Origin of the sequence: Paenibacillus sp. DMB20, assembly GCF_000987955.1 — a bacterium.
Lineage (GTDB): Bacteria > Bacillota > Bacilli > Paenibacillales > Paenibacillaceae > Paenibacillus_AQ.
This window is the reverse complement of the sequence record NZ_LAZU01000037.1, coordinates 132,214-154,205: the sequence shown is the minus strand read 5'-3', so window position 1 is coordinate 154,205 and position 21,992 is coordinate 132,214. Positions and strand designations below refer to the sequence as shown.

Here is a 21,992-nt window from a genome sequence, read left to right as displayed (position 1 = left end):
AACATAGAAGGAGGTATTATTTGTGAAGACTTCGTCATTTATATACGGGGCGATCGTGGGAGCCGCTGTATATCGCATGATGGCCAAAAGACGCGGGATGTCATTGGTATCGATGGTCCGGAATGCCGACTTGGGACAGCTGGCGAACACGGCAATGCAAAATTTTACGGGCGCAAGCAATCAGGGGGGCAGTCGCCGTAATGGCGGAAATTCCGGTTCGGGTACCCGTTCCGCAAACAATCAAACCGGAGTTCAGAAAACAACATCCGATTCGAAGGCTGCCAACCTGAAGCAGCTTAAAGATTTCATTCGGAGCAACCCCGAGGTGAAAAGTGAGGTCGAGCAAATCTTAAAAGAAACCCATACGGTCATACCGGGTTTGTAAACCGCCTAATCCATTCCGAATCATTCTAAGGGATAAATGTCCCAATGAATGATTCTTTTTTTCGACAGGTACATATTTACGTGCATTTACGGGTATTAAATGATAAAATCAATATATAAAACCATTTTTATCATCGCCATGAATCCGACATCATAACTTGTTATAACTTTTGGTTTATAGAGGAGGGTCCTGTCATGAAAATAGAACGCTTAAGTCAAGATAAGATACGGATTTTCCTCACGTTTGACGATTTGAGCGAGCGGGGCATCCAGAAAGAAGAGATGTGGCAGGAAATACCGAAGGTATACGACCTGTTCACCGAAATGATGGATCAGGCCTACAGCGAGCTTGGATTTGATGCCACAGGTCCGTTGGCGGTGGAAGTATTCGCTCTGCCGGCTCAAGGTATGGTGGTTATTGTAACGAGAGGAAAATACGATCACCATTTCGGCGGCTTGTCGGAAGATGAAATGCCGGACGAGATTTATGAAATGGAAGTTACCCTGGAGCAGAACGGCAGCATCGTTTACGCATTTGACGATTTCGAAGTGCTTATTGAAGCTGCTCATATGTTGAAGGATTTAGCGGACGGGGCCGGTACGCTCTATCGCTATATGGATAAATGGTTTTTATGGATGGATCCGGATCAGTTAAGCGAAAGCAAACAGGGAGCGGTAACCGCCCTCTTGGCTGAATTCGGCAGCTCGTCGACGGTCACGGAGGCTGTGCTCGAGGAATACGGAAGCAAAGTCATGCCGGAGCGGGCCGTGGAACAAATATGCAATCATTTTGAGCGCAGCAAGTAAAGCGGTGTGGGCGTGCGAGAAGACCGAACTACGAGCCTGCAGCGATAGAGGGGGAATTCGGTGCTTGTGTTCTCGATTATAGCGTCTGCATTGGCGCCGGGTCTCGCGCTGCTTACCTATTTTTATTTGAAAGACAGGTACGATCAGGAGCCGCTGCATGTCATTGCGAAGGTTTTTGTGCTGGGCGTGTTGATTGTATTTCCCGTCATGATCCTTCAAAGGGGAATGCTGCTATGGCTTGGCGACAACCCGGTGGTCCACTCCTTGCTTATTTCGGCAGGCGTGGAAGAAACGTTGAAATGGTTTGTTCTTTATCATCTTATCTACAACCATACCGAATTTGACGAACCCTATGACGGCATTCTGTATGCAACCGCCATTTCGCTCGGTTTCGCTACGGTGGAGAACATTCTGTACGCCTGGTACAGCCATGCGGCCTTTGGGCCCATGCTGGTCCGGGCGCTGCTGCCGGTATCCGGCCATGCGATGTTCGGCGTAATCATGGGTTATTATTTCGGCCGTGCCAAATTTACGGATCATAAGCCGGAGAGAAGCTATCTCATCCTTTCGCTGCTCCTGCCGTTGTTATGGCACGGGCTGTACGACTTTATCCTCAGCACGATGACGCACTACTGGCTCTGGTTTATTATTCCTTTGATGGTTTTGTTATGGTACGGGGGAATGGGTAAGATTTCAAGGGCCAATAATCGCTCTCCCTTTCGTATGATAAAGCGTGAGGAAGAGGTTAAAACCTAACGAATAAGGGCACACTTCGTCGTAAGGCCCCCTATGCAGACTGCAAGGGAGTAAACGATGGAGGTGTCCTTTTTTGTTGAGAGTAAAAGTGAAAATTCGCTGCAAAGAATGCGGGGAAAGGTATGTGCTTCGCGGAAAGAAAGAACACGGACGCATCGAAACGGGGTTTAAGCAGTGCCTTTGCGATAACCGGAACCATTTTGAGATTGAGGAAGACTTGTAAACCGGGCTCCCCAATGTTTCTCTGGAAGATGCATAAGACTTCTTTCTTCTTGTCAAACTAACGGCAGTGATTAGAAGAAAGGAGACTTAGCCACATGTATAAACGTATCAGTGCTGTTCTGTTCCCTGTGGTCACCATCCTGCTGATCGGATCGTTAGTATGGGGGAATCAGGTGAAGGAAGAAAGAAACGCCGTTTCAATTAACGCGGAAAACCAATATCAACGGGCTTTCCACGACCTGTCCTATCATATGGATCGGATTCATTCGGAAATCGGAAATACGCTCGCCGTCAGCGCGACTTCACAAGGGATGCATCGCAAAGGTTTGATGAATGTTTGGCGTCTTACGAGCGAAGCGCAGAATGAGATCAACCAGCTCCCTCTGGCCAGGCTTCCTTTCAACAAAACCGAGGAATTTCTTTCCCGGATCGCCAACTTTTCATATAAAACAGGCGTACGCGACCTGACCAAGGAGCCGCTGAGCGACAACGAAATCAAAACACTAAAGGCGCTTTATGCCAATTCCGGCGAGATCACCAAAGATCTGGCGAAGGTACGGGAGTCCGTCATCGCCAAAAAACTTCGGTGGCTTGATGTGGACATGGCCATGGCTAACCGCGAAGAACCAGCCGACAATACAATTATCGACGGTTTTTCAACCGTCAACAAACGCGTGGAGACTTATCCCGAGCTGGATTGGGGGCCTTCCGTAAGCAGCATGTACGAAAGACGTTCGGTAAAGATGCTGTCCGGCATGCCTGTAAGCAAAGAGGATGTTACGAGAAAAGCGCTGAAATTTGCCGATGCCGGTTCAAATGCCAAATGTCAGGTTACGGCTAACGGGCAGGGCACCGATTGGGAGTCCTATACGGCACAAGTACAAAGACCCAACGGAAAACCCGTGAGCATGGATTTTACGCGCAAAGGGGGATTGCTCATTTCCTACGCGGATGAGCGCGATCTCGGCCCGAAAAACGTGACGGTTCAACAAGCCATGGAGAAAGCGGGGCAGTTTTTGGAGAAAAAGGGCTATCGCAACATGACGGCCGTCTCTGCAGACCCTTATGATAACCTGGTAAACTTTACATTCGTACGCGAGCAGGACGGGGTTTTGATTTATCCTGAAAAAATGACGATCCGATCCGCCCTGGATAACGGGGATGTCATCGGTTTCCAAGCCAATGATTATGTATACGAGCACCGGGATAACCGGGAAATTCCGAAGGCCAAGCTGAGTCTCGCGCAAGCGCGAAAAACATTGAATTCCGACTTTAAGGAGTTATACAGCCGAAAGGCGATCATAAAAAAACGACCGTCAGGAAGATACGCTGTGCTACGAAATCGGCGGCCGGATCAACGGATCCCAGTACCGGCTTTACATTAATGCCGACACGGGGCTCGAAGAGACCGTGGAGGTTGTCAAAGACGCTCAGGCTAATGTCAGCTAAGAATCATCCAATCAAGCCCTATCAAGGGGGCTTGATTTTTTTAACCTCATCATTAGGGGAGGGGATCAAATCCGCTTCTGCCGGTTTAACAAATTTATCCCCATCTCCTGCAAAAGAGCGTGCTATAATGTGTCTTGATGATAAATTGCGGGCAGAAGGTGAATGGATTGTTTCCAAAAATCAATGATGTTTTGTTTATTCAAGTCGATACCGGTGACGACAAGGAAGCAAAAACGGTATATAAATCAAGAATTGCAGAAATGGACGACGAATCCATTTACATGGAAGTGCCGCTGCACGAAGGTACGGGCCGCCTGAAGAAACTGCATTTGGGGGACGAGCTGTCGGCCTATTTTTTGACCGAAGGCGGCATGAAAAACTATTTCAATACCTATGTTCTCGGATTTCACGAGGACGTCATCCGGCAGGTCCGTATCCGAAAGCCTGATCCCGAGGCCATCACCAAAATTCAGCGGCGGAGCTTTTTGCGCGTCCAGGCTGAAATGGAGATCGCCGTGAGCCATAAGGACGGAAGGCATTTCGTGACCAAAACCGATGATGTCGGCGGCGGGGGCGTTTCGTTTTACGCGGAAAACGATCAGATTGGGGTGGAAGGAGATCTGTTGTCCTGCTGGCTGCTTATCCCCTACAAAAACGGCTCTGTGGAGCATGTCCCTTTTGAAGGCGAGGTGGTAAGGATCAAAAGCCTTGCCCCCAATCGGAGCCTCGTGATGCTCAAGTTCAGCAGCATCATCGACATGGAGCGCCAAAAGCTGATCCGGTACTGCTTTGAGCGCCAGTTTGATTTCCGTAACCGTTAGGAATAAAAAGAATCGTATCGCGGCATCCTACCTGGAAACCTAAGGAGGTGCTGAAATGGATACGAAACGAAAAGATATATTAAATCGGCCGGAATCAACGGATGATTGCATATCCCGTCTTGTGAAGCATGCCGACAGAGCAGGGCGGCTGGCATTAAAATCGCTTTTTTGGATGACCCTTTTCCTGCTGGCCTTTCAACTGCTGCTGCGGATCGGTGCCCTAAGACCTTTCATTTCGCCGGTGTATCGCATGGAAGGCATACCGGTCGATGCCTATCATGTAAAGGATTGGAAGGAGAAAACAAAGCCTTCTTTTTTGCATCACTCTAGTTAGTGTGGTATAATTTTCACGTCGCAGGCAGTGCCTGCTTTTTTCTTGAAATATAAGAAGCATAAAATTACCTTTATTCTTGGCTTATATTTCGCGAAGAAACGCCTAATGTTCTTGAGAAGGACAAACGGAGCCGTTTCTACTTGAGGTTTATGTTTGAGGAGGAATGCCCCGTTGGTTATGCAGGGGACTGGTGAAAAAGACAGAATTAACATTGCCATCGACGGACCTGCAGGGGCGGGCAAAAGCACGGTAGCCCGCAAGGTGGCGAACAGGCTTCATTACATTTACGTAGACACCGGAGCCATGTACCGGGCAGTGACTTGGTTTATGCTGAATGAAGGGATTTCTTCGGAAAATTCCGAAAAAGTGCTTCAAATGGCACAAAACATGGTGATTGAATTAAAACCGCATGAAAATGGGCAGATGGTATGGCTTAACGGAGAGGACGTTACTCCTTATATCCGGTCGCATCAGGTCAGCTCAGAGGTGTCGCGTTATGCGCAAATCGAGGGTCTTCGGACTCAATTGGTCCATCTGCAGCGTCAAATGGCCGAGCGCAAAGGCGTCGTTATGGACGGCCGCGATATCGGAACCACGGTTTTACCGGATGCCGAAGTAAAAATTTTCATGACGGCCAGCGTCAAGGAACGCGCTCTCCGCCGGTTCAATGAGTTGAATGGAGCAGAGGAAATCACACTGGAGCAGCTTGAAATCGATATCGCTAAGCGTGACCGCCTGGACCAGGAACGGGAAGTGTCCCCGCTCAAATGCGCTGAGGATGCCATCGTCTTGGATACGACGGACATGGGTATCGATCAGGTTGTGGAAGTGATTGTTTCACACTGCATATCTCATATGGATGGGGAGAAATAGGACATGATTTACGTGTTTTGCAGAGCGGTAGTTCGCGGTTTGTTCGCCGTCCTGTACAGGTTTGAATCCGTCGGCGTACATAACATTCCGTCAGAGGGCGGAGTACTGATCTGTGCCAATCATACCAGCCTCAGGGATCCTATATCCGTTGGAATCCATGTGAAACGCCAGGTTAAATTCATGGCCAAGGCCGAATTGTTCAAAATACCGGGGTTTGGCTGGCTGGTTACCCAATTGGGCGCTTTTCCCGTAAAACGGGGCGGAGTCAGCAAGGATTCCATCAAAAATGCCCTGAAAATACTACGCGGCGGCGAAGTGATGGGGATTTTCCCTGAAGGTACCCGGAATTCAGATGCCGAGGCGGCCAAGCGCGGTGCAGCGAGTTTTGCGCTCCGAAGCGATGCGACGGTCATTCCGGCGGCCATCGTTGGAGGTTACAAGCTTTTCCGGAAAACCAAAATCATATACGGCGCACCGATCGACATGACGCCTTACAAAGACAGCAAGTCGCCCGAGACGCTGGATGAAGTGACCGCACTGATCATGAGCCGCATCCATGAAATGCAGGCTACCGGAGAGCCCACCTTGAATTAAGGTTTTGCCCGGTTCCATGTATAAATTTCATGGTTTATATGGAAAGATACTACAGCAATTATGTTTTGAACTTCGCGAAAAGCGGGTTTAAATAAATGGGGTTTGAATTGAGGAGGTTATTGACATGTCGGAAGAAACAAGAAATCAAGAGGCTGCTGAAACTCAGGATCAGCTGGACCAAATCGTATCCTTGAAAAAAGGGGACACCGTGAAAGGGACGATCGTCAAACTGGAGGATAACCAAGCTTATGTAAGCATTGGATATAAATATGACGGTGTAATTCCTGTTCGCGAACTGTCTTCCGTACAATTGGACAGCGCCGCCGATGCGGTTCAGGTTGGCCAGGAAGTGGAATGCAAGGTCGTCAGCATCAACGACGACAAGGAGAGCCTCGTGCTTTCCAAACGCGCAATCGACGCGGAAAAATCGTGGGATGAGCTTGAAAAGCATTTTGCCGATCAGGATACGTTCGAAATTACGGTTGCCGATGTTGTCAAAGGCGGTCTTGTGGCTGACGTGGGAGCGCGCGGCTTTATCCCGGCTTCCATGGTTGAACGTCATTTCGTAGAAGACTTCAGCGACTATAAAGGGCGCACCCTTCGCGTAAAAGTGAAAGAGCTGGACCGCGAGAACAACAAAGTGATCCTTTCCCAGAAGGACGTTCTGGAAGAAGAGTTTGAAGCCAACAAGCAAAAAGTGATGGCAGAGCTTCAAGAAGGCCAAGTACTGGAAGGCACGGTTCAGCGTCTGACCCAATTCGGCGCATTCGTGGACGTAGGCGGCGTGGACGGACTTGTTCACGTATCCGAGATCGCGTGGAACCATGTTGATAAGCCGTCCGACGTGCTTTCCGAAGGAGAGCAGGTTCGTGTGAAAGTTCTGAAGGTCGATCCTGAAAAAGGAAAAATCAGCCTCAGTATCAAAGCGGCTCAGCCGGGTCCTTGGGAAACGGCTGCCGACAAGTTCAATACAGGCGATGTGGTAACGGGTGAAGTGAAGCGTCTCGTAAGCTTCGGCGCATTCGTTGAGCTGGCTCCGGGCGTTGAGGGCCTGGTGCACATTTCTCAAATCTCCCACAAGCACATCGGAACGCCTCAAGAGGTTCTGAAGGAAGGCCAGGAAGTTCAGGTTAAAATTCTGGACATCAATGTGGACGAGAAACGTGTCAGCCTCAGCATTAAAGAAACGGAAGAAGCTCCGGCACCTTCCCCGAAAGCCGAGAAGCCTTCCAAAGGCCCTAAAATCGACCTGAAAGACAACCCGAACGTTTCTTTGAACAATCAAGGCATGAGCGTTACGCTCGGGGAGCGTTTTGGTGACAAGCTGAGCAAATTTAAGTAAGGAACGACCTCGTCATCCTTCTTAAAGGACTCTAGGCGTTTCGTGCGGAATATAAGCCAAGTGTATAAATGAAATCTATGCTTTCTTGTATTTCAGCAAGTCGGGAAACGGCTGTCCGGTTAGAATGACCTGTCATATCATCGTCGGCGGACCCAATACGGGTTCGCCGTTTTGTTTTTTGTATGCCGTTCGTTGCGGATGTATGCTGGAAAGAATGAGCATAATATAAACCGGATCATGAAAGGTTAGCCAATTGTAACGTTTTTTGCTATGATGTTTATCGTAAGCATTGACAGGAGGAGTGAATATGGCAAGACCCGTAGTGGCGATTGTCGGGAGGCCGAACGTTGGTAAATCGACTATATTTAATCGGCTGATCGGCGACCGGCTGGCCATCGTTGAAGATAAACCGGGCGTAACCCGGGACCGGATTTACGGCGGAGCCGAATGGAACGGCAAGCTGTTCAGCGTGATTGATACCGGCGGTATCGAAATAGATGGCGACGACATGATTTTGAAATCGATCCGGATGCAGGCCGAGCTGGCCATCGAGGAAGCGGATGTCATCGTATTTATGTGTGATGCGAAGACGGGGGTTACCCAATCCGACGAGGAAGTTGCACAAATATTGTTCCGCTCGGGGAAGCCGGTAATTCTGGCAGTCAATAAAGTGGACAATATGAAGAGACAGGAAGACATTTATGAGTTTTATAGCCTGGGTTTCGGCGATCCTGTAGGAATCTCGGGCAGCCATGGAACCGGTATCGGCGACCTGCTGGATGCAGTCGTGGAAAACCTCCCGGACATGGCCGATGACGAGTATGACGAGGACGTTATCAAGGTTGCGCTGATCGGAAGACCGAATGTCGGCAAATCTTCGCTCGTGAATGCGATCCTCGGGGAAGAACGCGTTATCGTCAGCGACATTGCAGGCACGACCCGGGACGCGATCGATACGCCGTTCGAAAAGGACGGTCAGCGGTACGTGCTCATTGATACGGCCGGTATGCGGAAACGGGGCAAAGTGTACGAGACGACGGAAAAGTACAGCGTCATGCGGGCCATGCGCGCCATTGAACGCGCGGATGTCGTCCTGGTGCTCATTAACGGCGAGGAAGGCATTATCGAGCAGGACAAACATATTGCGGGATACGCGTTCGAGGCGGGGAAAGCGTCCGTTTTTGTTGTCAACAAATGGGATGTCGTTGAAAAAGACGACAAAACCATGCAGCAATTCGAAAACAAAATCCGGGATCATTTTTTGTTCATGACCTATGCGCCCGTTGTCTTTTTGTCGGCTAAAACGAAACAGCGCCTTCAAAAGCTGCTGCCTGTGGTCAAGCATGTTGCGGAACAGCATTCGCTTCGCGTGCAGACGCATCTTCTGAATGACGTCATATCGGATGCGGTGGCCATCAATCCTCCGCCAACCGATAAAGGACGGAGACTTCGGATCAACTACGCTACGCAAGTTGCGGTCAAACCGCCGACCATGGTTGTATTCGTCAATGATCCCGAGCTTATGCATTTTTCGTATGAACGGTATTTGGAGAATAAAATCCGTGCCGCTTTTGATTTTGAGGGGACACCTATTCGTATATTCACACGGCGAAAGTCCGATGAGAGTTAGGAGAGAGCAGTTTGATTCTGAATATCGTTGCGATTGTTGTATGTTACCTTTTAGGCTCGGTAAGCTTCAGCGTTCTGCTGGCAAAGCTTTTAAAAGGCATTGATATCCGTCAGCATGGCAGCGGAAACGCGGGTGCAACGAATACCCTTCGGGTGCTTGGAACCGGTCCGGCTATTCTCGTTCTGGCGCTGGACGTGCTGAAGGGGATTGCGGCGGTGTGGATCGGACGGTGGCTTGGAGGCGACAATGAATGGATGCCCGGGCTTTGCGGCATTGCCGCGATAGCCGGTCATAACTGGCCTGTTTATTTCCGCTTCCGGGGCGGAAAGGGGATAGCGACTGCCATCGGAGTGCAGGCTTCCCTTTGCTTTCTGCCTGCGCTTTATGCAGGCATTATCGCAATTCTTTCTATTGTATTTACTAGGTATGTTTCGCTTGGATCGCTCATCTTTGTCCTTCTTACACCGCTATTTTTAATTGCCATGAATTATCCATGGCCCGTGTTCTGGACCAGTACGATTATTTGTGTCTTTGCATTCTGGCGACACCGCAGCAATATCGTAAAAATTGTCCAGGGCCGGGAAAACAAGCTGGGCTCCGGCGGCAAAGGAAAGGGAGGGAAGCGCGTTGTCTGACAAGGTGGCTGTATTGGTCGCTGGCAGTTGGGGAACCGCCCTGGCCAGCGTGCTGGCCTTCAATGAATTGGATGTTGTCGTATGGACGAGAAACGCGGAGCAGGCAAAAGAGATTAATGAGAAGCACACCAACGAACGGTATCTTCCGGATATGAAGCTGTCATCCCGTCTGCGGGCGACCACGGATATGAAGGAAGCCGTCACGGACGCCGTCGCCGTTCTTATCGTGGCTCCGTCATCCGCCATGCGCGAAGTGTCCGGCCAGCTCAAGAACTACTGGAAAGAGGGCATGCTGATCGTTCATGCGACCAAAGGGTTTGAAACCGAAACGTTAAAGCGCATGTCCACCGTTATTTCCGAGGAATTGGGCTGCGATGAAGGCCAAATTGTTGTTCTCTCCGGTCCCAGTCATGCCGAGGAAGTGATCCGAAAGTCCCCCACGACCGTGGTTGTCGCATCGAAGGACAACAAGGCTGCTACGGCTATCCAAGATTTGTTCATGAATTCGTACTTCAGGGTCTATACCAACCGTGATATGCTCGGCGTAGAGCTTGCCGGAGCACTGAAGAACATTATTGCGCTTGGTGCCGGGATGTCTGACGGTCTCGGCTTTGGAGATAACGCGAAAGCGGCACTATTGACACGGGGGCTTGCCGAAATCACCCGCATCGGCGTCGAAATGGGAGCCAACCCGCTTACGTTTGCCGGCTTGGCGGGGATCGGTGACCTTGTCGTAACGGCGACGAGCCGGCACAGCCGGAACTGGCGCGCCGGCTCTTTGCTCGGCCAGGGAAAGCCGCTGGATGAGGTTTTAAGCTCCATGGGCATGGTGGTGGAAGGTATCCGCACCACGAAGGCGGCCCGTGCAATATCGGAACAATACGGCGTTCAAATGCCGATCGCGGATCAACTGTATCATGTGCTCTTTTTGAACAGGGACCCGCGCGTTGCCGTCGAGGCTCTTATGGGACGTGATCCCAAGACGGAAATGGAAGTCATGCCGCTCGAAACTTGGGAGCAGTGGCATACATAGCTTATTCACCATTCCCCTTGCGATCTCATATATTGATATGAGGATTGCCGGAGGAGGGGTGGAAATGAGCAAGAACTTTCCGAAAGACGTGTTGAACGCGATCAATAAAAAAAGCGGCAAACAAATATCATCAGGGGCTGTCAAGAAGCTGGCTGGAACGGTTAAACCGTCCACGATGCAGAATGAAGCCCAGCTCCGCCAGTTGATTAAACAGGTATCCGCCATGGCCAATGTGCCTGTGAGCGAGGAGACTGTCAAGGAGATTGTCGCGGCCGTCAAGAAAAGCGGCATGAACCCAAGCAATATGGAAGCGCTGATGAAAATGATGATGAATAAGTAAGTCGCAGACTGTTCTTCATTTCGGACAAAAGACCGTTAATCTTCGGATATACGGTCTTTTGTCTTTTTCTTTGGATGATGAAATACATTATTTTTCAGCAAATCCGAACCCAATTCGAATCGTTAGAATAACGGCATTTCAATACGCTCTGTATTTGTTGAATGTACGCCAATCGTCGTTTTTCTGGGTGAGGCCAGGGCGAAATCGTGATATAATAGGTTGAAAATTTTGTTGACGACAGATAGGAGCGGAGTGCCGAATGGATCCGATGCAAAAAATGTGGCTTTCCATGATAGCTTTGCTGATTATGGGATTGTCCGTTGTTCTGGTAACCTTTGCCCGAAGCAAAACGAAGGGCGCCTTGCGAATGGGACTGTCGTTCGTAGCGTTTATGATGATGCTTGTCGGGTTTATTGCCGGACTAGCCTCCATTACATAACGTACGATAAGCTTGTTCGCTGCAGGGCCATAAAAGACGAGGTGGAATATGACGCTAAATAACATGCCGGAGCTAAGGAAGCCGTTAACATCGGCAGCCGTGTCATTAAACCGGGCGAAACCGCCATGGCTGGTTGGCGGCAGCTGCGGGCTGATGCTGCAGGGCGTTAGATTAAATAGAGCTCCGAGGGATATCGATATATATGCGGACGGGGAAGATATTTGGGATCTTCACCGGCAGCTTCAGCCTTGGGCTGACGGCGATCCCGTCCTGGATAAAGAAGGTATTTACGAATCCATTATGGGCCGCTATGAAATTGACGGGTACAACGTCGAGCTCGTAGGCGGATTCGTAGTGTCCTCGGGACGGTCCGTATACCGGGTCGAGGTAGGAGAATTGCTGTATCCTGCGGCTCCGAAGGTTGAATGTTCTTCAACAGCATTCGGGCTCATGCCCTTATCGCACGAGCTGGTGTTTAATGTGCTCCGGGAACGGCCGGACCGATATGAGGCTATTGCCGAAGCGATCAGAAAGAAGCCAGAGCTTCATTTCGAGCTATTGGACTGCATCGTGCGGAGGAACGAATGGGACAGGCAGCATTTATCCCTGATCGGGTCCTTGACGGGTCTAAAGCTGCCATAAGGCCGTTTAACATGAAAGGGGGCGGTATGATTGGAGTATGAAATTACGTTTCTGCCGGACGGCAAAAAGGTTAAAGTCCGGGAGGGCACCCATGTACTTGATGCCGCTCGGCGTGCTGGGGTGAAAATACCGACCCGATGCGGCGGAAAAATGGGATGCCTGATGTGCAAGGTGCATATTGGACAGGATGAGCGCATCCATTGTTTTCCTCCCAAGGAAGCAGAGCTGCGCAAGCTCGGCTCCCTCGCGGATGAGGGGACCAGGTTTTCCTGCCAGACGGTAATCAAGGGCAACTTGACCGTTCACGTGCCGGAGGACCCGCTGAAGGCGGCGGTACGCAAGCAGCTGGAAGCGGCCAGAAATCGGGAAAATGATCATCTCATTTAAATGTGGAAAAAGGATGATGGAAGTTGAAACGGAATATGCGGAAAGATCGGACGGCGGCATGGCCGAAGCACTATTCGGTGGCGGCCCTGCTTGTGATGTTCTCGATGCTGATGAGCGGATGCCTCTATCCCAAAGAGAATGAGCAAGCCGAGCAAGTTTCCTATAGGGAAAGCGTAAAGCGGATTCAGTCGGCGGTGGATGATTTTTTTAAGGAACAGTCGATACTCCCGATTCTGACGGCCGGTGAAGAGGTTCCGCGATATGAAAAATTCAGAGTGGACCTTGATAAGCTCCATAACATGGGATATATCGACGAGATTCCCAAGACGGCTTTTGAAAAAGGCGGAAGCGGCTATTTTTTGATCATCAACGAAGATCAAGACCCGACGGTTAAGGTCATGGATTTGCATACCGCGCAGAAGGTAAATGACGTGCAGATGTCGGTGAACCGGTATATGACGGCAAATGAAGGACAGCTGCCGGCGGAGGGCGAGCTATACCCCGGATTCAAAAGCGTGGATATCGCGAAAACCGATATGAAAAAGCTTCAGTTGAAAAGCGTTTACTCCGGGCAGGATGCCACCTTGATGATGGACGAAAAAGGCAAGGTGTATATCGATTATGCCTTTGACATCATGCAGGCGATCCAGAAAGATGGAACCGAACCTCAAACGGACATGGACCTCAGGGCTTATCTGGAAAAAGAGTCTTATTTCGTCCCCGTTAAATCGGTACCTTATGTATGGAAAAACCAACAGCCCGTACCTCGAATGGAAAAATAAACGATGCGAGCCCGCTTCTAAAGCGGGTTTTTTGCTTTTCTCAACCCTTTTCCCAAACGTCATGTCATAACATGCGGTCTCACGGCATATCCATTATCGGAAGCGCAGTTCGGGTCTGAAGCTGGCGTTCCCGGCATAACTTTACAAAAAAACAGGACGGACATATCCGGGCAACCGTCATAATTTGATTCCCGGTACATATGATGTTACTAGTCCAAATGCATGTACGAGTTACGCCGCTTTGCCGTTTCCCATGTCTCATTCGGATACCGGCGGCGGACTGCTGGCGGCAGGTAAAGGCTGCTCAAATGTTGCAATGGCTTTGGCTGTGAGATGGAACACGAAGCGGATGCTCTTAAAGCATTTTTCCTTCGGAGTAATTTGAGGAGGGGATCTCTTTTGGAAAAAGTGGACATTTTTAAGGACATTGCCGAACGAACCGGAGGGGACATATACTTGGGTGTCGTCGGTGCTGTCCGGACGGGAAAATCAACCTTCATCAAGCGGTTCATGGAAACGGTCGTGCTTCCGAACATTACGAACGAAGCCGACCGCGTAAGGGCGGTCGACGAACTGCCGCAGAGCGCCGCCGGAAAGACGATTATGACGACGGAACCTAAATTCGTACCGAACAACGCGGTGCAAATCAAGGTTACGGAAGGCTTGGAAGTAAACGTGAGGCTGGTGGATTGCGTCGGCTATGCCGTCGAAGGAGCCAAGGGCTACGAAGACGAGAACGGGCCGCGGATGATTTCCACGCCATGGTTTGAAGAGCCGATTCCTTTCCAGGAAGCGGCGGAAATCGGTACGCGCAAGGTTATTCAGGAGCATTCCACGCTCGGCGTGGTCGTAACGACAGACGGCACGATCGCGGAAATTCCAAGAAGCTCTTATGTGGAAGCGGAAGAGCGGGTGATCGCCGAGTTAAAAGAGGTCGGCAAACCGTTTGTCGTGGTCATCAACTCCACGCGTCCGAAGAGCGATGAAGCCCTGCAGCTTCGCAGCGAGCTGGCAGCCAAGTATGATATCCCGGTAATGACGCTCAGTGCGGCCAGCATGACGGAAGACGACGTCACGGGCGTGCTCCGTGAAGTATTGTACGAATTCCCTGTTCATGAAGTGAATGTTAACCTTCCGAGCTGGGTTATGGTATTAAACGAGAATCACTGGCTCCGCAGCAATTACGAAAACTCCGTACGCGATACGGTGAAGGATATCCGCAGGCTTCGCGATGTGGATCGCGTGGTCAGCCAGTTTATGGAATACGACTTTATCGACCGCGCCGGCCTTAGCGGAATGAACATGGGGCAGGGCGTGGCGGAAATCGATCTCTTCGCTCCGGATGAACTGTACGACCGGATCCTGATGGAAGTGGTCGGGGTGGAAATTCGCGGGAAGGACCATCTGCTGCAATTGATGCAGGAGTTCGCTCATGCGAAACGGGAGTACGATCGTTTTGCGGAGGCGCTTGAGATGGTCAAGACGACCGGATACGGAATTGCCGCGCCGTCCCTAGCCGAGATGGCGCTGGATGAACCTGAGCTCATCCGTCAAGGCACAAGGTTCGGCGTTCGGTTGAAAGCTACGGCTCCATCGATCCACATGATCCGGGTCGACGTGGAATCCGAGTTCTCCCCGATCATCGGGACCGAGAAGCAGAGCGAGGAACTGGTAAGGTATCTCATGCAGGATTTCGAAAACGATCCGATCAAGATATGGGAATCCGATATATTCGGACGCTCGCTTCACTCCATCGTAAGGGAGGGCATTCAGGGCAAAATCGCCATGATGCCGGACAACGCCCGCTACAAGTTACAGGAAACACTTGGCCGTATCATCAACGAAGGGTCGGGCGCTCATCGCCATTATTCTTTAGTGATAACTGACGGGTGCAAAAATAAACAACCGAAACCGGCAACCCAAAGCCGGTTTCGGTTGTTTTTTCCTGTTTTGGCGTCTTTCCGCAGGTAAAACGCTTGAAATTATGATTGGGCTGTATTACTATAAATTTGTTCCGCGTCATGCATCAGAATGCTGTAAGGGGCATTAAATGCCCGGTGTACGTATATTTTGCGGTAAAACGGAAACAGTGAATATCAAGGAACACCCATTTTCAGGGAGGTGAAAGAATGAATAAATCGGATCTGATTGCTCAGGTAGCTGAATCCACAGAGCTTTCCAAGAAGGACGCGACAAAAGCGGTTGACGCCGTTTTTGAGGCCATTTCCGAAGCTTTGCAAAACGGAGACAAAGTCCAACTGGTTGGTTTTGGAAATTTCGAGGTTCGCGAGCGTTCCGCACGCAAAGGCCGCAACCCTCAAACAGGTGAAGAAATCGAAATCCCTGCGAGCAAAATTCCTGCATTTAAACCTGGTAAAGCGCTCAAAGACGGAATCAAATAAAGATTTCTACATATTACCTAAAAGGCAGAGGCCCGTGAATCCGTTCACGGCCTTTTCTTTTCAGACGGGGAGGCAGCGGTTATGGGTGATGTTCAAAATGGCGACTTTTTTTGTCGTGAAGGCTCTGGAAAACGGCGTGCAGGTAATCGGTTTGACCCGCGGTCAGGACACGCGTTTCCATCACACCGAAAAGCTTGATAAGGGCGAGATCATCATCGCCCAGTTTACGGATCATACGTCCGCAGTTAAAATCCGCGGCAGGGCCGAAGTGATGACAAAGCATGGCAATATCGAATCGGGTGTGGAAAAGCAGGCATAGCCTGCTTTTTTTATTTGTAAAATAAGGTATGGAGAACGGCCAGGCTGGATGAAACTATTAGAGATAATGCAAAGAGGTCGACTTTTGAAAAATCCGCCTTTTTGCATTATAAATTAGGGGGCTGAACTTATGAGGCGTTTCAAATCGTTATGGGGTTTGGGAATTCCCGCTGCGGCAACCGTTATTTTAATGGCATTGATCTCCAGCCTGTACTACAACAACGGTTCGTTAAGGAAAAGCTCGGTTGCGGCGTTCAACCCCGCTGATGAAACCGTGCTGTCGGACTCGAGTCTGGTGGATGATCTGAGCGGACTGCCTTTAAAGCTTCATATCAGCCAGGCTGACTGGGACGACGGCACGTTATCCGTCGATTTAAAAGTTACGGAGGAACCCGTAACCGTCCAAACCGTGTACAAGGATCTTGCCGAGATGCTGACCTTCAGCTTTGTGGATAAAGCGAACGTGGATCAGCTGTATTTGAGATTCATGGCCGTGGATCAGTGGACGGGTGCACGCTACCTTCTTCTGGCCGCAAATGTCAGCCGCGGGGAATGGGACCCCGGACTGCTGGAGGAGTTGAGGGGAATGAAAGATGAGCCGTTCCCGGAGCGTATGGTCCAGGCATACCGTCTCACGCAGACAAATCTATGGCTGAAGCAGTTCAGCCGCGAATGAATGGGGTAAAATACTTACACACAGGCATGTACGTGCTTAAATGATGTGTTATAATAAATTGGATTATGAGCACAACCGAACATAGAACATCAAGTGCACGGAGGCTGAGAATGAAACCGTATCGCGTTCCCGAGATAGCTCGAAAGTATTTTCAATACGACATGATTCAAAACCATACGCAACTTCCGGAATTTCCGGATGCCCGCGTTCATTTGTTATACATATTTTTACAAAACTCCGGGCGGAGTGTATCGGAACGTGATGAACTTTATGCGCTGGTAACTTCATTGGTTCAGGTTGGACTCGATACGCATGAAAGTATAGACACCTCAGCCGGCAACCAGGGGGAGACGCAGATGCGTTCCCGACAACTGAAGGTGCTCGCCGGCGATTATTTCAGCAGCCGATTTTATTATCTGCTGGCCCAGAATGGCGATATTGAAGGGATTTCGCTGCTGAGCAAGGCGGTCAGTGACGTAAATGTGCTGAAAATGAATCTGTACGGCAAGATGAAGAACATGGTCCTTTCGGCAGAAGAATATTTACGCCACACGGTACAGCTGAATATGCAGCTGTTCCTTTCTTTTACTCCGATGATCGAGTCGTCGGTACGGGAAACATGGAAGACGCTGCTGCGCGAGTTCACCCAGTGCGAGACGGTTGTTCGGGAGGCGCACCGTTCAGGGTGTCCGGAAGAGGTCCGAAACGGCTACAGCTACTGGTATATGCTGGAACGAGGCTCGGAAGAAGAGAAAAGAATGCTGACGGCAAAGAAAATCGACCCGAAAGATTTGAAGAAGCTGATGCTGAAACATAAGGCTGTCGATAGCCTGATGGACAAGCTCCGCCAGTCCGTAGGGAGCATTCAGACGCTGCTGCCGGTTTTTAACGGAGAGGTGACGGCTGCCCAGATGGGGCAACTGCTTGATCCTTTCATTCATCGGCTCAGCTCATGCCGGTCGGCCGTAAGAGAAGGGTAGGGGACATAGATGGAAAACAATGCGGCAAAAACGGCAGCCGGCAACGGGGCGAGCCAGCCGAAAGAACAGCACGTGCATTCCGTATTTGAGAGCATCGCGGTCAAATACGACATGATGAACGACCTCCTTAGCTTCAGACAACATAAGGGATGGCGCAAGTTTACGATGAAAAAAATGAATATGAAGCCCGGGGATACCGCGGTCGATCTGTGCTGCGGCACATGCGACTGGACCATCAGCATGGCGCGTGCAAGCGAGACCGGCCGCATTACCGGCCTTGATTTTAGCGAAGGCATGCTGAACGTCGGCAAGCAGAAGGTTCTCAAGGAGGGGCTGGATGCGCAAATCGAACTGGTTCAGGGCAATGCGATGAGCCTGCCCTTTGAGGATAACAGCTTTGATTATGCGACGATCGGCTTTGGACTTCGGAATGTGCCCGACTATGTCCAGGTTTTAAAAGAGATGAAACGGGTGGTTAAACCCGGCGGCATGGTTGTTTGCCTGGAGCTGTCCAAGCCGACCTGGCAGCCCTTCAAGGGAATATATTATTTTTACTTTCAACAATTGCTGCCTCTGATGGCCAAGCTGGTAGCCAAGCGTTACGAGCAGTACAAATGGCTGCCGGAGTCCCTTAAGCTGTTTCCTGGCAGGAAAGAGCTGGAGGATGTTTTTCGTAACATTGGGCTTGCCCGAGTGGAAGCCTTCCCCTTGACCGGCGGCATCGCAGCCTTGCATATTGGGATCAAGGAGAAGACGGATGTTTAAGAAAATAGGTATTTATTTAGAAATGATTAAAGTGGAGCACACGCTGTTTGCTCTGCCTTTCGCTTTTATGGGCGCGATTTTGGGATCGGCCGTCGTTTTTGACTCGCTTCCCTCTTGGTGGGATATCGGCTGGATCTTCCTGGCCATGTTCGGAGCCCGGAGCGCGGCCTTCGGCCTCAATCGCCTGGCCGACCAGTACATAGACGCCAAAAACCCGCGTACGGCAGGGCGGGCGATTCCCGCAGGTCTATTAAAGCCGATGGAAGTCATTATTTTTATTATCGTATCCTTTGCCGTATTTTTCTGGGCTACTGCCGAGTTGGATCCGTTTGCTTTCCGGCTCCTGCCGATCGCCATTTTCCTTTTGGTTATTTATTCCTATACCAAGCGTTTTACGTGGCTGTGCCATGTCGTGCTGGGATTGACGGTCGCCCTCGCTCCTTTAGGCGGCTGGGTAGCCGTTACCGGACAGGTGGACTGGAAAGCGCTGGTGTTTTATGTCGCTCTTGCGTTTTGGACCGCAGGCTTCGATATCGTTTATGCATGCCAGGACCAGGAGTTTGACAGCAAGGAAGGGCTGTACTCCATTCCCGCACGTTTCGGGTTGAAGAAAGCACTCTGGTTCGCGCGAGCTTTTCATGTCGTTACGGCATCCGGATTTATCATTCTATTCTTCGTAACGCCGCTTGGCTGGTGGTATCTCGCGGGCATGCTGATCGCCTGCGGCATCCTGTTCTATCAGCATTTCATATTGTCGCCGAATGATATGAGCCGTCTGCAAACCGCCTTTTTTACGATGAACAGCACGCTCAGCATTATCCTGTTCGTGTTTACGCTGATTGATCGGGTGGTGAGCTACCTCTGATGGAGAATCGCAAAAAAAGCTGGGTTGTCGGGATAACGGGCGCAAGCGGCTGCATTTACGGGGTCCGGCTGACGGAAACGCTGCTCTCCATCGGCTACGACGTGCATCTGGTTATTTCGAACGCCGGGTGGCGCGTGCTGAAGGAGGAGCTGGGCTGGCAGGCGGCCAACCGGGAAGAGACCCTGAAGGAAAAGTTCGGCGGCAGATCGGGCCGCGTGTTTTATCACCCCATCGGGGATATCGGCGCCAGCATAGCCAGCGGTTCCTACCTGGTGGAGGGCATGATTATCATGCCTTGTTCCATGGGAACCTTATCCTCCGTTGCCCACGGCTCATCGGACAATCTGATGGCAAGGGCCGCGGATGTCATGCTGAAGGAAGGTCGTCCGCTCGTGCTCGTTCCGAGGGAAACGCCGCTGCACGCCATTCATCTGGAGAATATGCTTGCCCTGTCCAAGCTGGGAGTGAAAATCATCCCGGCGATGCCCGCATTTTATTATCATCCTCAAAATCTGGACGATATCGTCAACTTTCTTGTCGGAAAAGTGCTGGACAGCCTGCGTATCGAACACCGACTTTTTAAAAGATGGGGTGACGAACATGCCGAACAATGACCGGAAGACCGTGATCGGCAAAATCAGTTATACCAATGCATGGCCCTTGTTTTATTACGTCGACCCGGGAAAACTTGATTTTCCCGCTGAAATGGTCACGGAAGTCCCGGCGGTTTTAAATGAGGGCATGAAAAAAGGGAACATCCAAATCGGCGCCATTTCATCGTTTTCTTATGCCGAGGCGGCGGACAGACTATTGCTGCTGCCTGATCTATCCGTGAGCGCCGACGGCGAGGTCAAGTCGATACTGCTGTTCTCCCGGGGGCCGGTGGAGACGCTGGCGGGCGGAACGATCGCTCTGACGAATACCTCGGCGACATCCGTAAACCTGTTGAAAATTTTGATGCAAAAAGCGCTTGGAGGCTCTCCGGCATACATAACGATGGAGCCGGATCTCGAGGCGATGATGGAATCGGCCGATGCTGCTCTCCTCATTGGCGACAACGCCATTCGTGCCTCCTGGCACAACCGGGATTATCATGTGACTGACCTGTCCAAGTGGTGGAAGGAATGGACGGGCTACAGCATGACGTTTGCCGTATGGGCGGTTAACCGAGGGGCGGCTGCGGAACGCCCGGGGGATATGGCGGATATCGCCGCCCTGTTTGAGGACAGCAAGCGGCGGAGTCTCTCCGATCTTCGTCCGATCGTAAATGCTGCGGTATCGACCATCGGGGGAACCGAACCCTATTGGAAAGGGTACTTTACAAACCTTTGTTATGATTTTGATGACCGTAAACGGGAAGGGCTTCGGTTGTATTTTAAATATGCTTACGAGCTCGGACTGCTATCCCAGGATGTGGTCCCGGAGTTATGGAGTGACACTATTCGGATGCAGGTGAAGGAATGAAACGACTCGACATTTTCGGAGCGCTCAAAAAAGACATGGATATCATAGAAAGAGAACTTTACCGGAGCATAGAGGGGGATGACCCGCAGCTGACCGAAACCTCGCTTCATCTCCTGAAGGCCGGGGGCAAGCGCCTGCGTCCGGTCTTTGTGCTCATGGGCGGGAAGTTCGGAGACTATGACGTTCACAAGCTCAAGTACGTGGCCGTTCCGCTGGAGCTGATTCACAGCGCCTCGCTCGTTCATGATGACGTCATCGACGATGCCGATACGAGAAGGGGCAAGCCCACGGTGAAATCGAAGTGGGATAACCGCGTGGCCATGTATACCGGCGATTATATCTATGGCAAGGCCCTGATGCTCACGACGAATCTGGAAAATCCGGAAATTCACCGGATCCTGGCCAAATCGATGGTGGAGATGTCGATCGGGGAAATGGAGCAAATCCGTGATTTTTTCAATACGGATCAGGATGTTAGACGCTATCTGCTTCGAATCCGGCGCAAGACCTCGCTGCTTATCGCGGTCAGCTGTCAACTGGGCGCGCTGGCGGCGAACGCGGAAAGGAACATTGCAAACAGCATGTACCGCTTCGGATACAATGTCGGGATGGCTTTTCAGATTCAGGACGATTTGCTTGATTTGTGCGGAACCGAGAAGCAGATCGGCAAACCTCCCGGCAGCGATATGCGGCAAGGGAACATCACCCTGCCCGTCATCTATGCGCTTCAGGATCACAAAATCAGGAAGCCGCTATTGGAGGAAATCGAACGGATCCATTCCTTGAACGGACAGTGCGATGTCGGCAAAGCGGTCTCCTTGATAAAGGAAAGTTCCGGAATCGCTCAATCCGAAGCGCTGGCAGACCGATATATATCTAAGGCACTGGATGCTCTGGAGACCCTCCCGGACATCAAAACCAAGAAACAATTGAAAGATATTGCACATTTTGTTACAAAGCGTTCATATTAGACTTTAATCTGGAAGAACCTTTCTGGTAAACTACGTTTGAAGAATGTAACATCACATGGATCAAAAATGGAGAGTGATGAA

General features: G+C 50.7%; 27 protein-coding genes and 2 pseudogenes. All 29 read left to right on the top strand.

Annotated features, from left to right (window positions below):
* Positions 1-22: 22 nt before the first annotated feature.
* Positions 23-385 carry a hypothetical protein gene (locus XI25_RS21375; protein WP_046680152.1) on the top strand — a complete coding sequence of 121 codons (363 nt, stop codon included), beginning with the start codon at positions 23-25 and terminating at the stop codon, positions 383-385.
* Positions 386-579: 194 nt separating this feature from the next.
* Entirely contained in the window at positions 580-1,191 is a 612-nt protein-coding gene (locus XI25_RS21370) for a genetic competence negative regulator (protein ID WP_046680151.1), read from the top strand.
* Between the two features lie 60 nt (positions 1,192-1,251).
* Positions 1,252-1,947: a glutamic-type intramembrane protease PrsW gene (gene prsW / locus XI25_RS21365; protein ID WP_046680150.1), complete on the top strand. Its 696-nt coding sequence runs from the start codon at positions 1,252-1,254 to the stop codon at positions 1,945-1,947.
* A 73-nt stretch (positions 1,948-2,020) separates the two neighbouring features.
* Entirely contained in the window at positions 2,021-2,170 is a 150-nt protein-coding gene (locus tag XI25_RS33470) for a hypothetical protein (RefSeq protein WP_160308943.1), read from the top strand.
* Between the two features lie 94 nt (positions 2,171-2,264).
* Positions 2,265-3,618 (top strand): annotated as a pseudogene (gene ypeB, locus XI25_RS21360) (germination protein YpeB).
* Positions 3,608-3,805, top strand: coding sequence for a hypothetical protein (locus tag XI25_RS33020; protein ID WP_152669191.1), 198 nt, complete (start codon positions 3,608-3,610; stop codon positions 3,803-3,805). Before ypeB ends, XI25_RS33020 begins: the two are co-directional and overlap by 11 nt.
* On the top strand, positions 3,786-4,439 hold the full coding sequence (locus tag XI25_RS21355; RefSeq protein WP_200901461.1) for a flagellar brake protein: 654 nt from the start codon (positions 3,786-3,788) through the stop codon (positions 4,437-4,439). The genes XI25_RS33020 and XI25_RS21355 overlap by 20 nt, the downstream gene beginning before the upstream one ends.
* 55 nt (positions 4,440-4,494) lie before the next feature.
* Positions 4,495-4,773 carry a hypothetical protein gene (locus XI25_RS21350; protein WP_052759705.1) on the top strand — a complete coding sequence of 93 codons (279 nt, stop codon included), beginning with the start codon at positions 4,495-4,497 and terminating at the stop codon, positions 4,771-4,773.
* Between the two features lie 171 nt (positions 4,774-4,944).
* Positions 4,945-5,646, top strand: coding sequence for a (d)CMP kinase (gene cmk / locus XI25_RS21345; protein ID WP_046680149.1), 702 nt, complete (start codon positions 4,945-4,947; stop codon positions 5,644-5,646).
* A 3-nt stretch (positions 5,647-5,649) separates the two neighbouring features.
* Entirely contained in the window at positions 5,650-6,240 is a 591-nt protein-coding gene (locus XI25_RS21340; protein ID WP_046680148.1) for a lysophospholipid acyltransferase family protein, read from the top strand.
* 124 nt (positions 6,241-6,364) lie between these two features.
* On the top strand, positions 6,365-7,582 hold the full coding sequence (rpsA, locus tag XI25_RS21335) for a 30S ribosomal protein S1 (protein WP_046680147.1): 1,218 nt from the start codon (positions 6,365-6,367) through the stop codon (positions 7,580-7,582).
* A 307-nt stretch (positions 7,583-7,889) separates the two neighbouring features.
* Positions 7,890-9,212 (top strand): ribosome biogenesis GTPase Der, encoded by a 1,323-nt coding sequence (gene der / locus XI25_RS21330; protein WP_046680146.1) that lies wholly within the window; start codon positions 7,890-7,892, stop codon positions 9,210-9,212.
* 11 nt (positions 9,213-9,223) lie between these two features.
* Complete coding sequence (plsY, locus tag XI25_RS21325) at positions 9,224-9,847, top strand: glycerol-3-phosphate 1-O-acyltransferase PlsY (RefSeq protein WP_046680145.1); 624 nt, start codon at positions 9,224-9,226, stop codon at positions 9,845-9,847.
* Positions 9,840-10,880, top strand: a complete 1,041-nt coding sequence (locus tag XI25_RS21320; RefSeq protein ID WP_046680144.1) for an NAD(P)H-dependent glycerol-3-phosphate dehydrogenase — start codon at positions 9,840-9,842, stop codon at positions 10,878-10,880. Before plsY ends, XI25_RS21320 begins: the two co-directional genes overlap by 8 nt.
* A 64-nt stretch (positions 10,881-10,944) precedes the next feature.
* Positions 10,945-11,220, top strand: a complete 276-nt coding sequence (locus tag XI25_RS21315; RefSeq protein ID WP_046680143.1) for a stage VI sporulation protein F — start codon at positions 10,945-10,947, stop codon at positions 11,218-11,220.
* 259 nt (positions 11,221-11,479) lie between these two features.
* Complete coding sequence (locus XI25_RS21310; RefSeq protein ID WP_046680142.1) at positions 11,480-11,659, top strand: DUF2768 family protein; 180 nt, start codon at positions 11,480-11,482, stop codon at positions 11,657-11,659.
* Between the two features lie 48 nt (positions 11,660-11,707).
* A complete protein-coding gene (locus XI25_RS21305) occupies positions 11,708-12,301 on the top strand; it encodes a hypothetical protein (RefSeq protein ID WP_046680141.1) in 594 nt (197 codons plus the stop codon).
* A 30-nt stretch (positions 12,302-12,331) separates the two neighbouring features.
* Positions 12,332-12,688: a 2Fe-2S iron-sulfur cluster-binding protein gene (locus tag XI25_RS21300; protein WP_046680140.1), complete on the top strand. Its 357-nt coding sequence runs from the start codon at positions 12,332-12,334 to the stop codon at positions 12,686-12,688.
* A gap of 23 nt (positions 12,689-12,711) precedes the next feature.
* On the top strand, positions 12,712-13,470 hold the full coding sequence (locus XI25_RS21295; RefSeq protein ID WP_327204838.1) for a hypothetical protein: 759 nt from the start codon (positions 12,712-12,714) through the stop codon (positions 13,468-13,470).
* A 399-nt stretch (positions 13,471-13,869) separates the two neighbouring features.
* Positions 13,870-15,346, top strand: a pseudogene (gene spoIVA, locus XI25_RS21290) (stage IV sporulation protein A).
* A 253-nt stretch (positions 15,347-15,599) separates the two neighbouring features.
* Positions 15,600-15,872: an HU family DNA-binding protein gene (locus tag XI25_RS21285; protein WP_046680139.1), complete on the top strand. Its 273-nt coding sequence runs from the start codon at positions 15,600-15,602 to the stop codon at positions 15,870-15,872.
* Between the two features lie 88 nt (positions 15,873-15,960).
* Positions 15,961-16,191, top strand: coding sequence for a trp RNA-binding attenuation protein MtrB (mtrB, locus tag XI25_RS21280; protein WP_046680426.1), 231 nt, complete (start codon positions 15,961-15,963; stop codon positions 16,189-16,191).
* A 129-nt stretch (positions 16,192-16,320) separates the two neighbouring features.
* Positions 16,321-16,866, top strand: a complete 546-nt coding sequence (locus tag XI25_RS21275; RefSeq protein WP_046680138.1) for a hypothetical protein — start codon at positions 16,321-16,323, stop codon at positions 16,864-16,866.
* Between the two features lie 110 nt (positions 16,867-16,976).
* The gene (locus XI25_RS21270; protein WP_046680137.1) at positions 16,977-17,846 is read left to right on the top strand and encodes a heptaprenyl diphosphate synthase component 1; all 870 of its coding nucleotides are present in this window, start codon (positions 16,977-16,979) and stop codon (positions 17,844-17,846) included.
* A gap of 9 nt (positions 17,847-17,855) precedes the next feature.
* Entirely contained in the window at positions 17,856-18,611 is a 756-nt protein-coding gene (locus XI25_RS21265; RefSeq protein WP_046680136.1) for a demethylmenaquinone methyltransferase, read from the top strand.
* Positions 18,604-19,476 carry a UbiA-like polyprenyltransferase gene (locus tag XI25_RS21260; protein WP_046680135.1) on the top strand — a complete coding sequence of 291 codons (873 nt, stop codon included), beginning with the start codon at positions 18,604-18,606 and terminating at the stop codon, positions 19,474-19,476. The genes XI25_RS21265 and XI25_RS21260 overlap by 8 nt, the downstream gene beginning before the upstream one ends.
* Complete coding sequence (locus XI25_RS21255) at positions 19,476-20,090, top strand: UbiX family flavin prenyltransferase (RefSeq protein ID WP_046680134.1); 615 nt, start codon at positions 19,476-19,478, stop codon at positions 20,088-20,090. Before XI25_RS21260 ends, XI25_RS21255 begins: the two co-directional genes overlap by 1 nt.
* Positions 20,077-20,940: a menaquinone biosynthesis protein gene (locus XI25_RS21250; protein WP_046680133.1), complete on the top strand. Its 864-nt coding sequence runs from the start codon at positions 20,077-20,079 to the stop codon at positions 20,938-20,940. The genes XI25_RS21255 and XI25_RS21250 overlap by 14 nt, the downstream gene beginning before the upstream one ends.
* Positions 20,937-21,911, top strand: coding sequence for a polyprenyl synthetase family protein (locus XI25_RS21245; RefSeq protein ID WP_046680132.1), 975 nt, complete (start codon positions 20,937-20,939; stop codon positions 21,909-21,911). The genes XI25_RS21250 and XI25_RS21245 overlap by 4 nt, the downstream gene beginning before the upstream one ends.
* Positions 21,912-21,992 lie beyond the last annotated feature (81 nt).

What these genes read in the sequence shown, in the direction of transcription:
- XI25_RS21260 (WP_046680135.1), top strand. Translation starts at nt 18,604, where the DNA reads ATGTTTAAGAAAATAGGTATTTATTTAGAAATGATTAAAGTGGAGCAC.
- XI25_RS21310 (WP_046680142.1), top strand. Translation starts at nt 11,480, where the DNA reads ATGGATCCGATGCAAAAAATGTGGCTTTCCATGATAGCTTTGCTGATT.
- XI25_RS21305 (WP_046680141.1), top strand. Translation starts at nt 11,708, where the DNA reads ATGACGCTAAATAACATGCCGGAGCTAAGGAAGCCGTTAACATCGGCA.
- der (WP_046680146.1), top strand. Translation starts at nt 7,890, where the DNA reads ATGGCAAGACCCGTAGTGGCGATTGTCGGGAGGCCGAACGTTGGTAAA.
- XI25_RS21245 (WP_046680132.1), top strand. Translation starts at nt 20,937, where the DNA reads ATGAAACGACTCGACATTTTCGGAGCGCTCAAAAAAGACATGGATATC.
- XI25_RS21265 (WP_046680136.1), top strand. Translation starts at nt 17,856, where the DNA reads ATGGAAAACAATGCGGCAAAAACGGCAGCCGGCAACGGGGCGAGCCAG.
- XI25_RS21270 (WP_046680137.1), top strand. Translation starts at nt 16,977, where the DNA reads ATGAAACCGTATCGCGTTCCCGAGATAGCTCGAAAGTATTTTCAATAC.
- XI25_RS21255 (WP_046680134.1), top strand. Translation starts at nt 19,476, where the DNA reads ATGGAGAATCGCAAAAAAAGCTGGGTTGTCGGGATAACGGGCGCAAGC.
- XI25_RS21275 (WP_046680138.1), top strand. Translation starts at nt 16,321, where the DNA reads ATGAGGCGTTTCAAATCGTTATGGGGTTTGGGAATTCCCGCTGCGGCA.
- XI25_RS21350 (WP_052759705.1), top strand. Translation starts at nt 4,495, where the DNA reads ATGGATACGAAACGAAAAGATATATTAAATCGGCCGGAATCAACGGAT.
- XI25_RS21340 (WP_046680148.1), top strand. Translation starts at nt 5,650, where the DNA reads ATGATTTACGTGTTTTGCAGAGCGGTAGTTCGCGGTTTGTTCGCCGTC.
- rpsA (WP_046680147.1), top strand. Translation starts at nt 6,365, where the DNA reads ATGTCGGAAGAAACAAGAAATCAAGAGGCTGCTGAAACTCAGGATCAG.
- XI25_RS21285 (WP_046680139.1), top strand. Translation starts at nt 15,600, where the DNA reads ATGAATAAATCGGATCTGATTGCTCAGGTAGCTGAATCCACAGAGCTT.
- XI25_RS21250 (WP_046680133.1), top strand. Translation starts at nt 20,077, where the DNA reads ATGCCGAACAATGACCGGAAGACCGTGATCGGCAAAATCAGTTATACC.
- mtrB (WP_046680426.1), top strand. Translation starts at nt 15,961, where the DNA reads ATGTTCAAAATGGCGACTTTTTTTGTCGTGAAGGCTCTGGAAAACGGC.
- XI25_RS21315 (WP_046680143.1), top strand. Translation starts at nt 10,945, where the DNA reads ATGAGCAAGAACTTTCCGAAAGACGTGTTGAACGCGATCAATAAAAAA.
- XI25_RS21370 (WP_046680151.1), top strand. Translation starts at nt 580, where the DNA reads ATGAAAATAGAACGCTTAAGTCAAGATAAGATACGGATTTTCCTCACG.
- XI25_RS33020 (WP_152669191.1), top strand. Translation starts at nt 3,608, where the DNA reads ATGTCAGCTAAGAATCATCCAATCAAGCCCTATCAAGGGGGCTTGATT.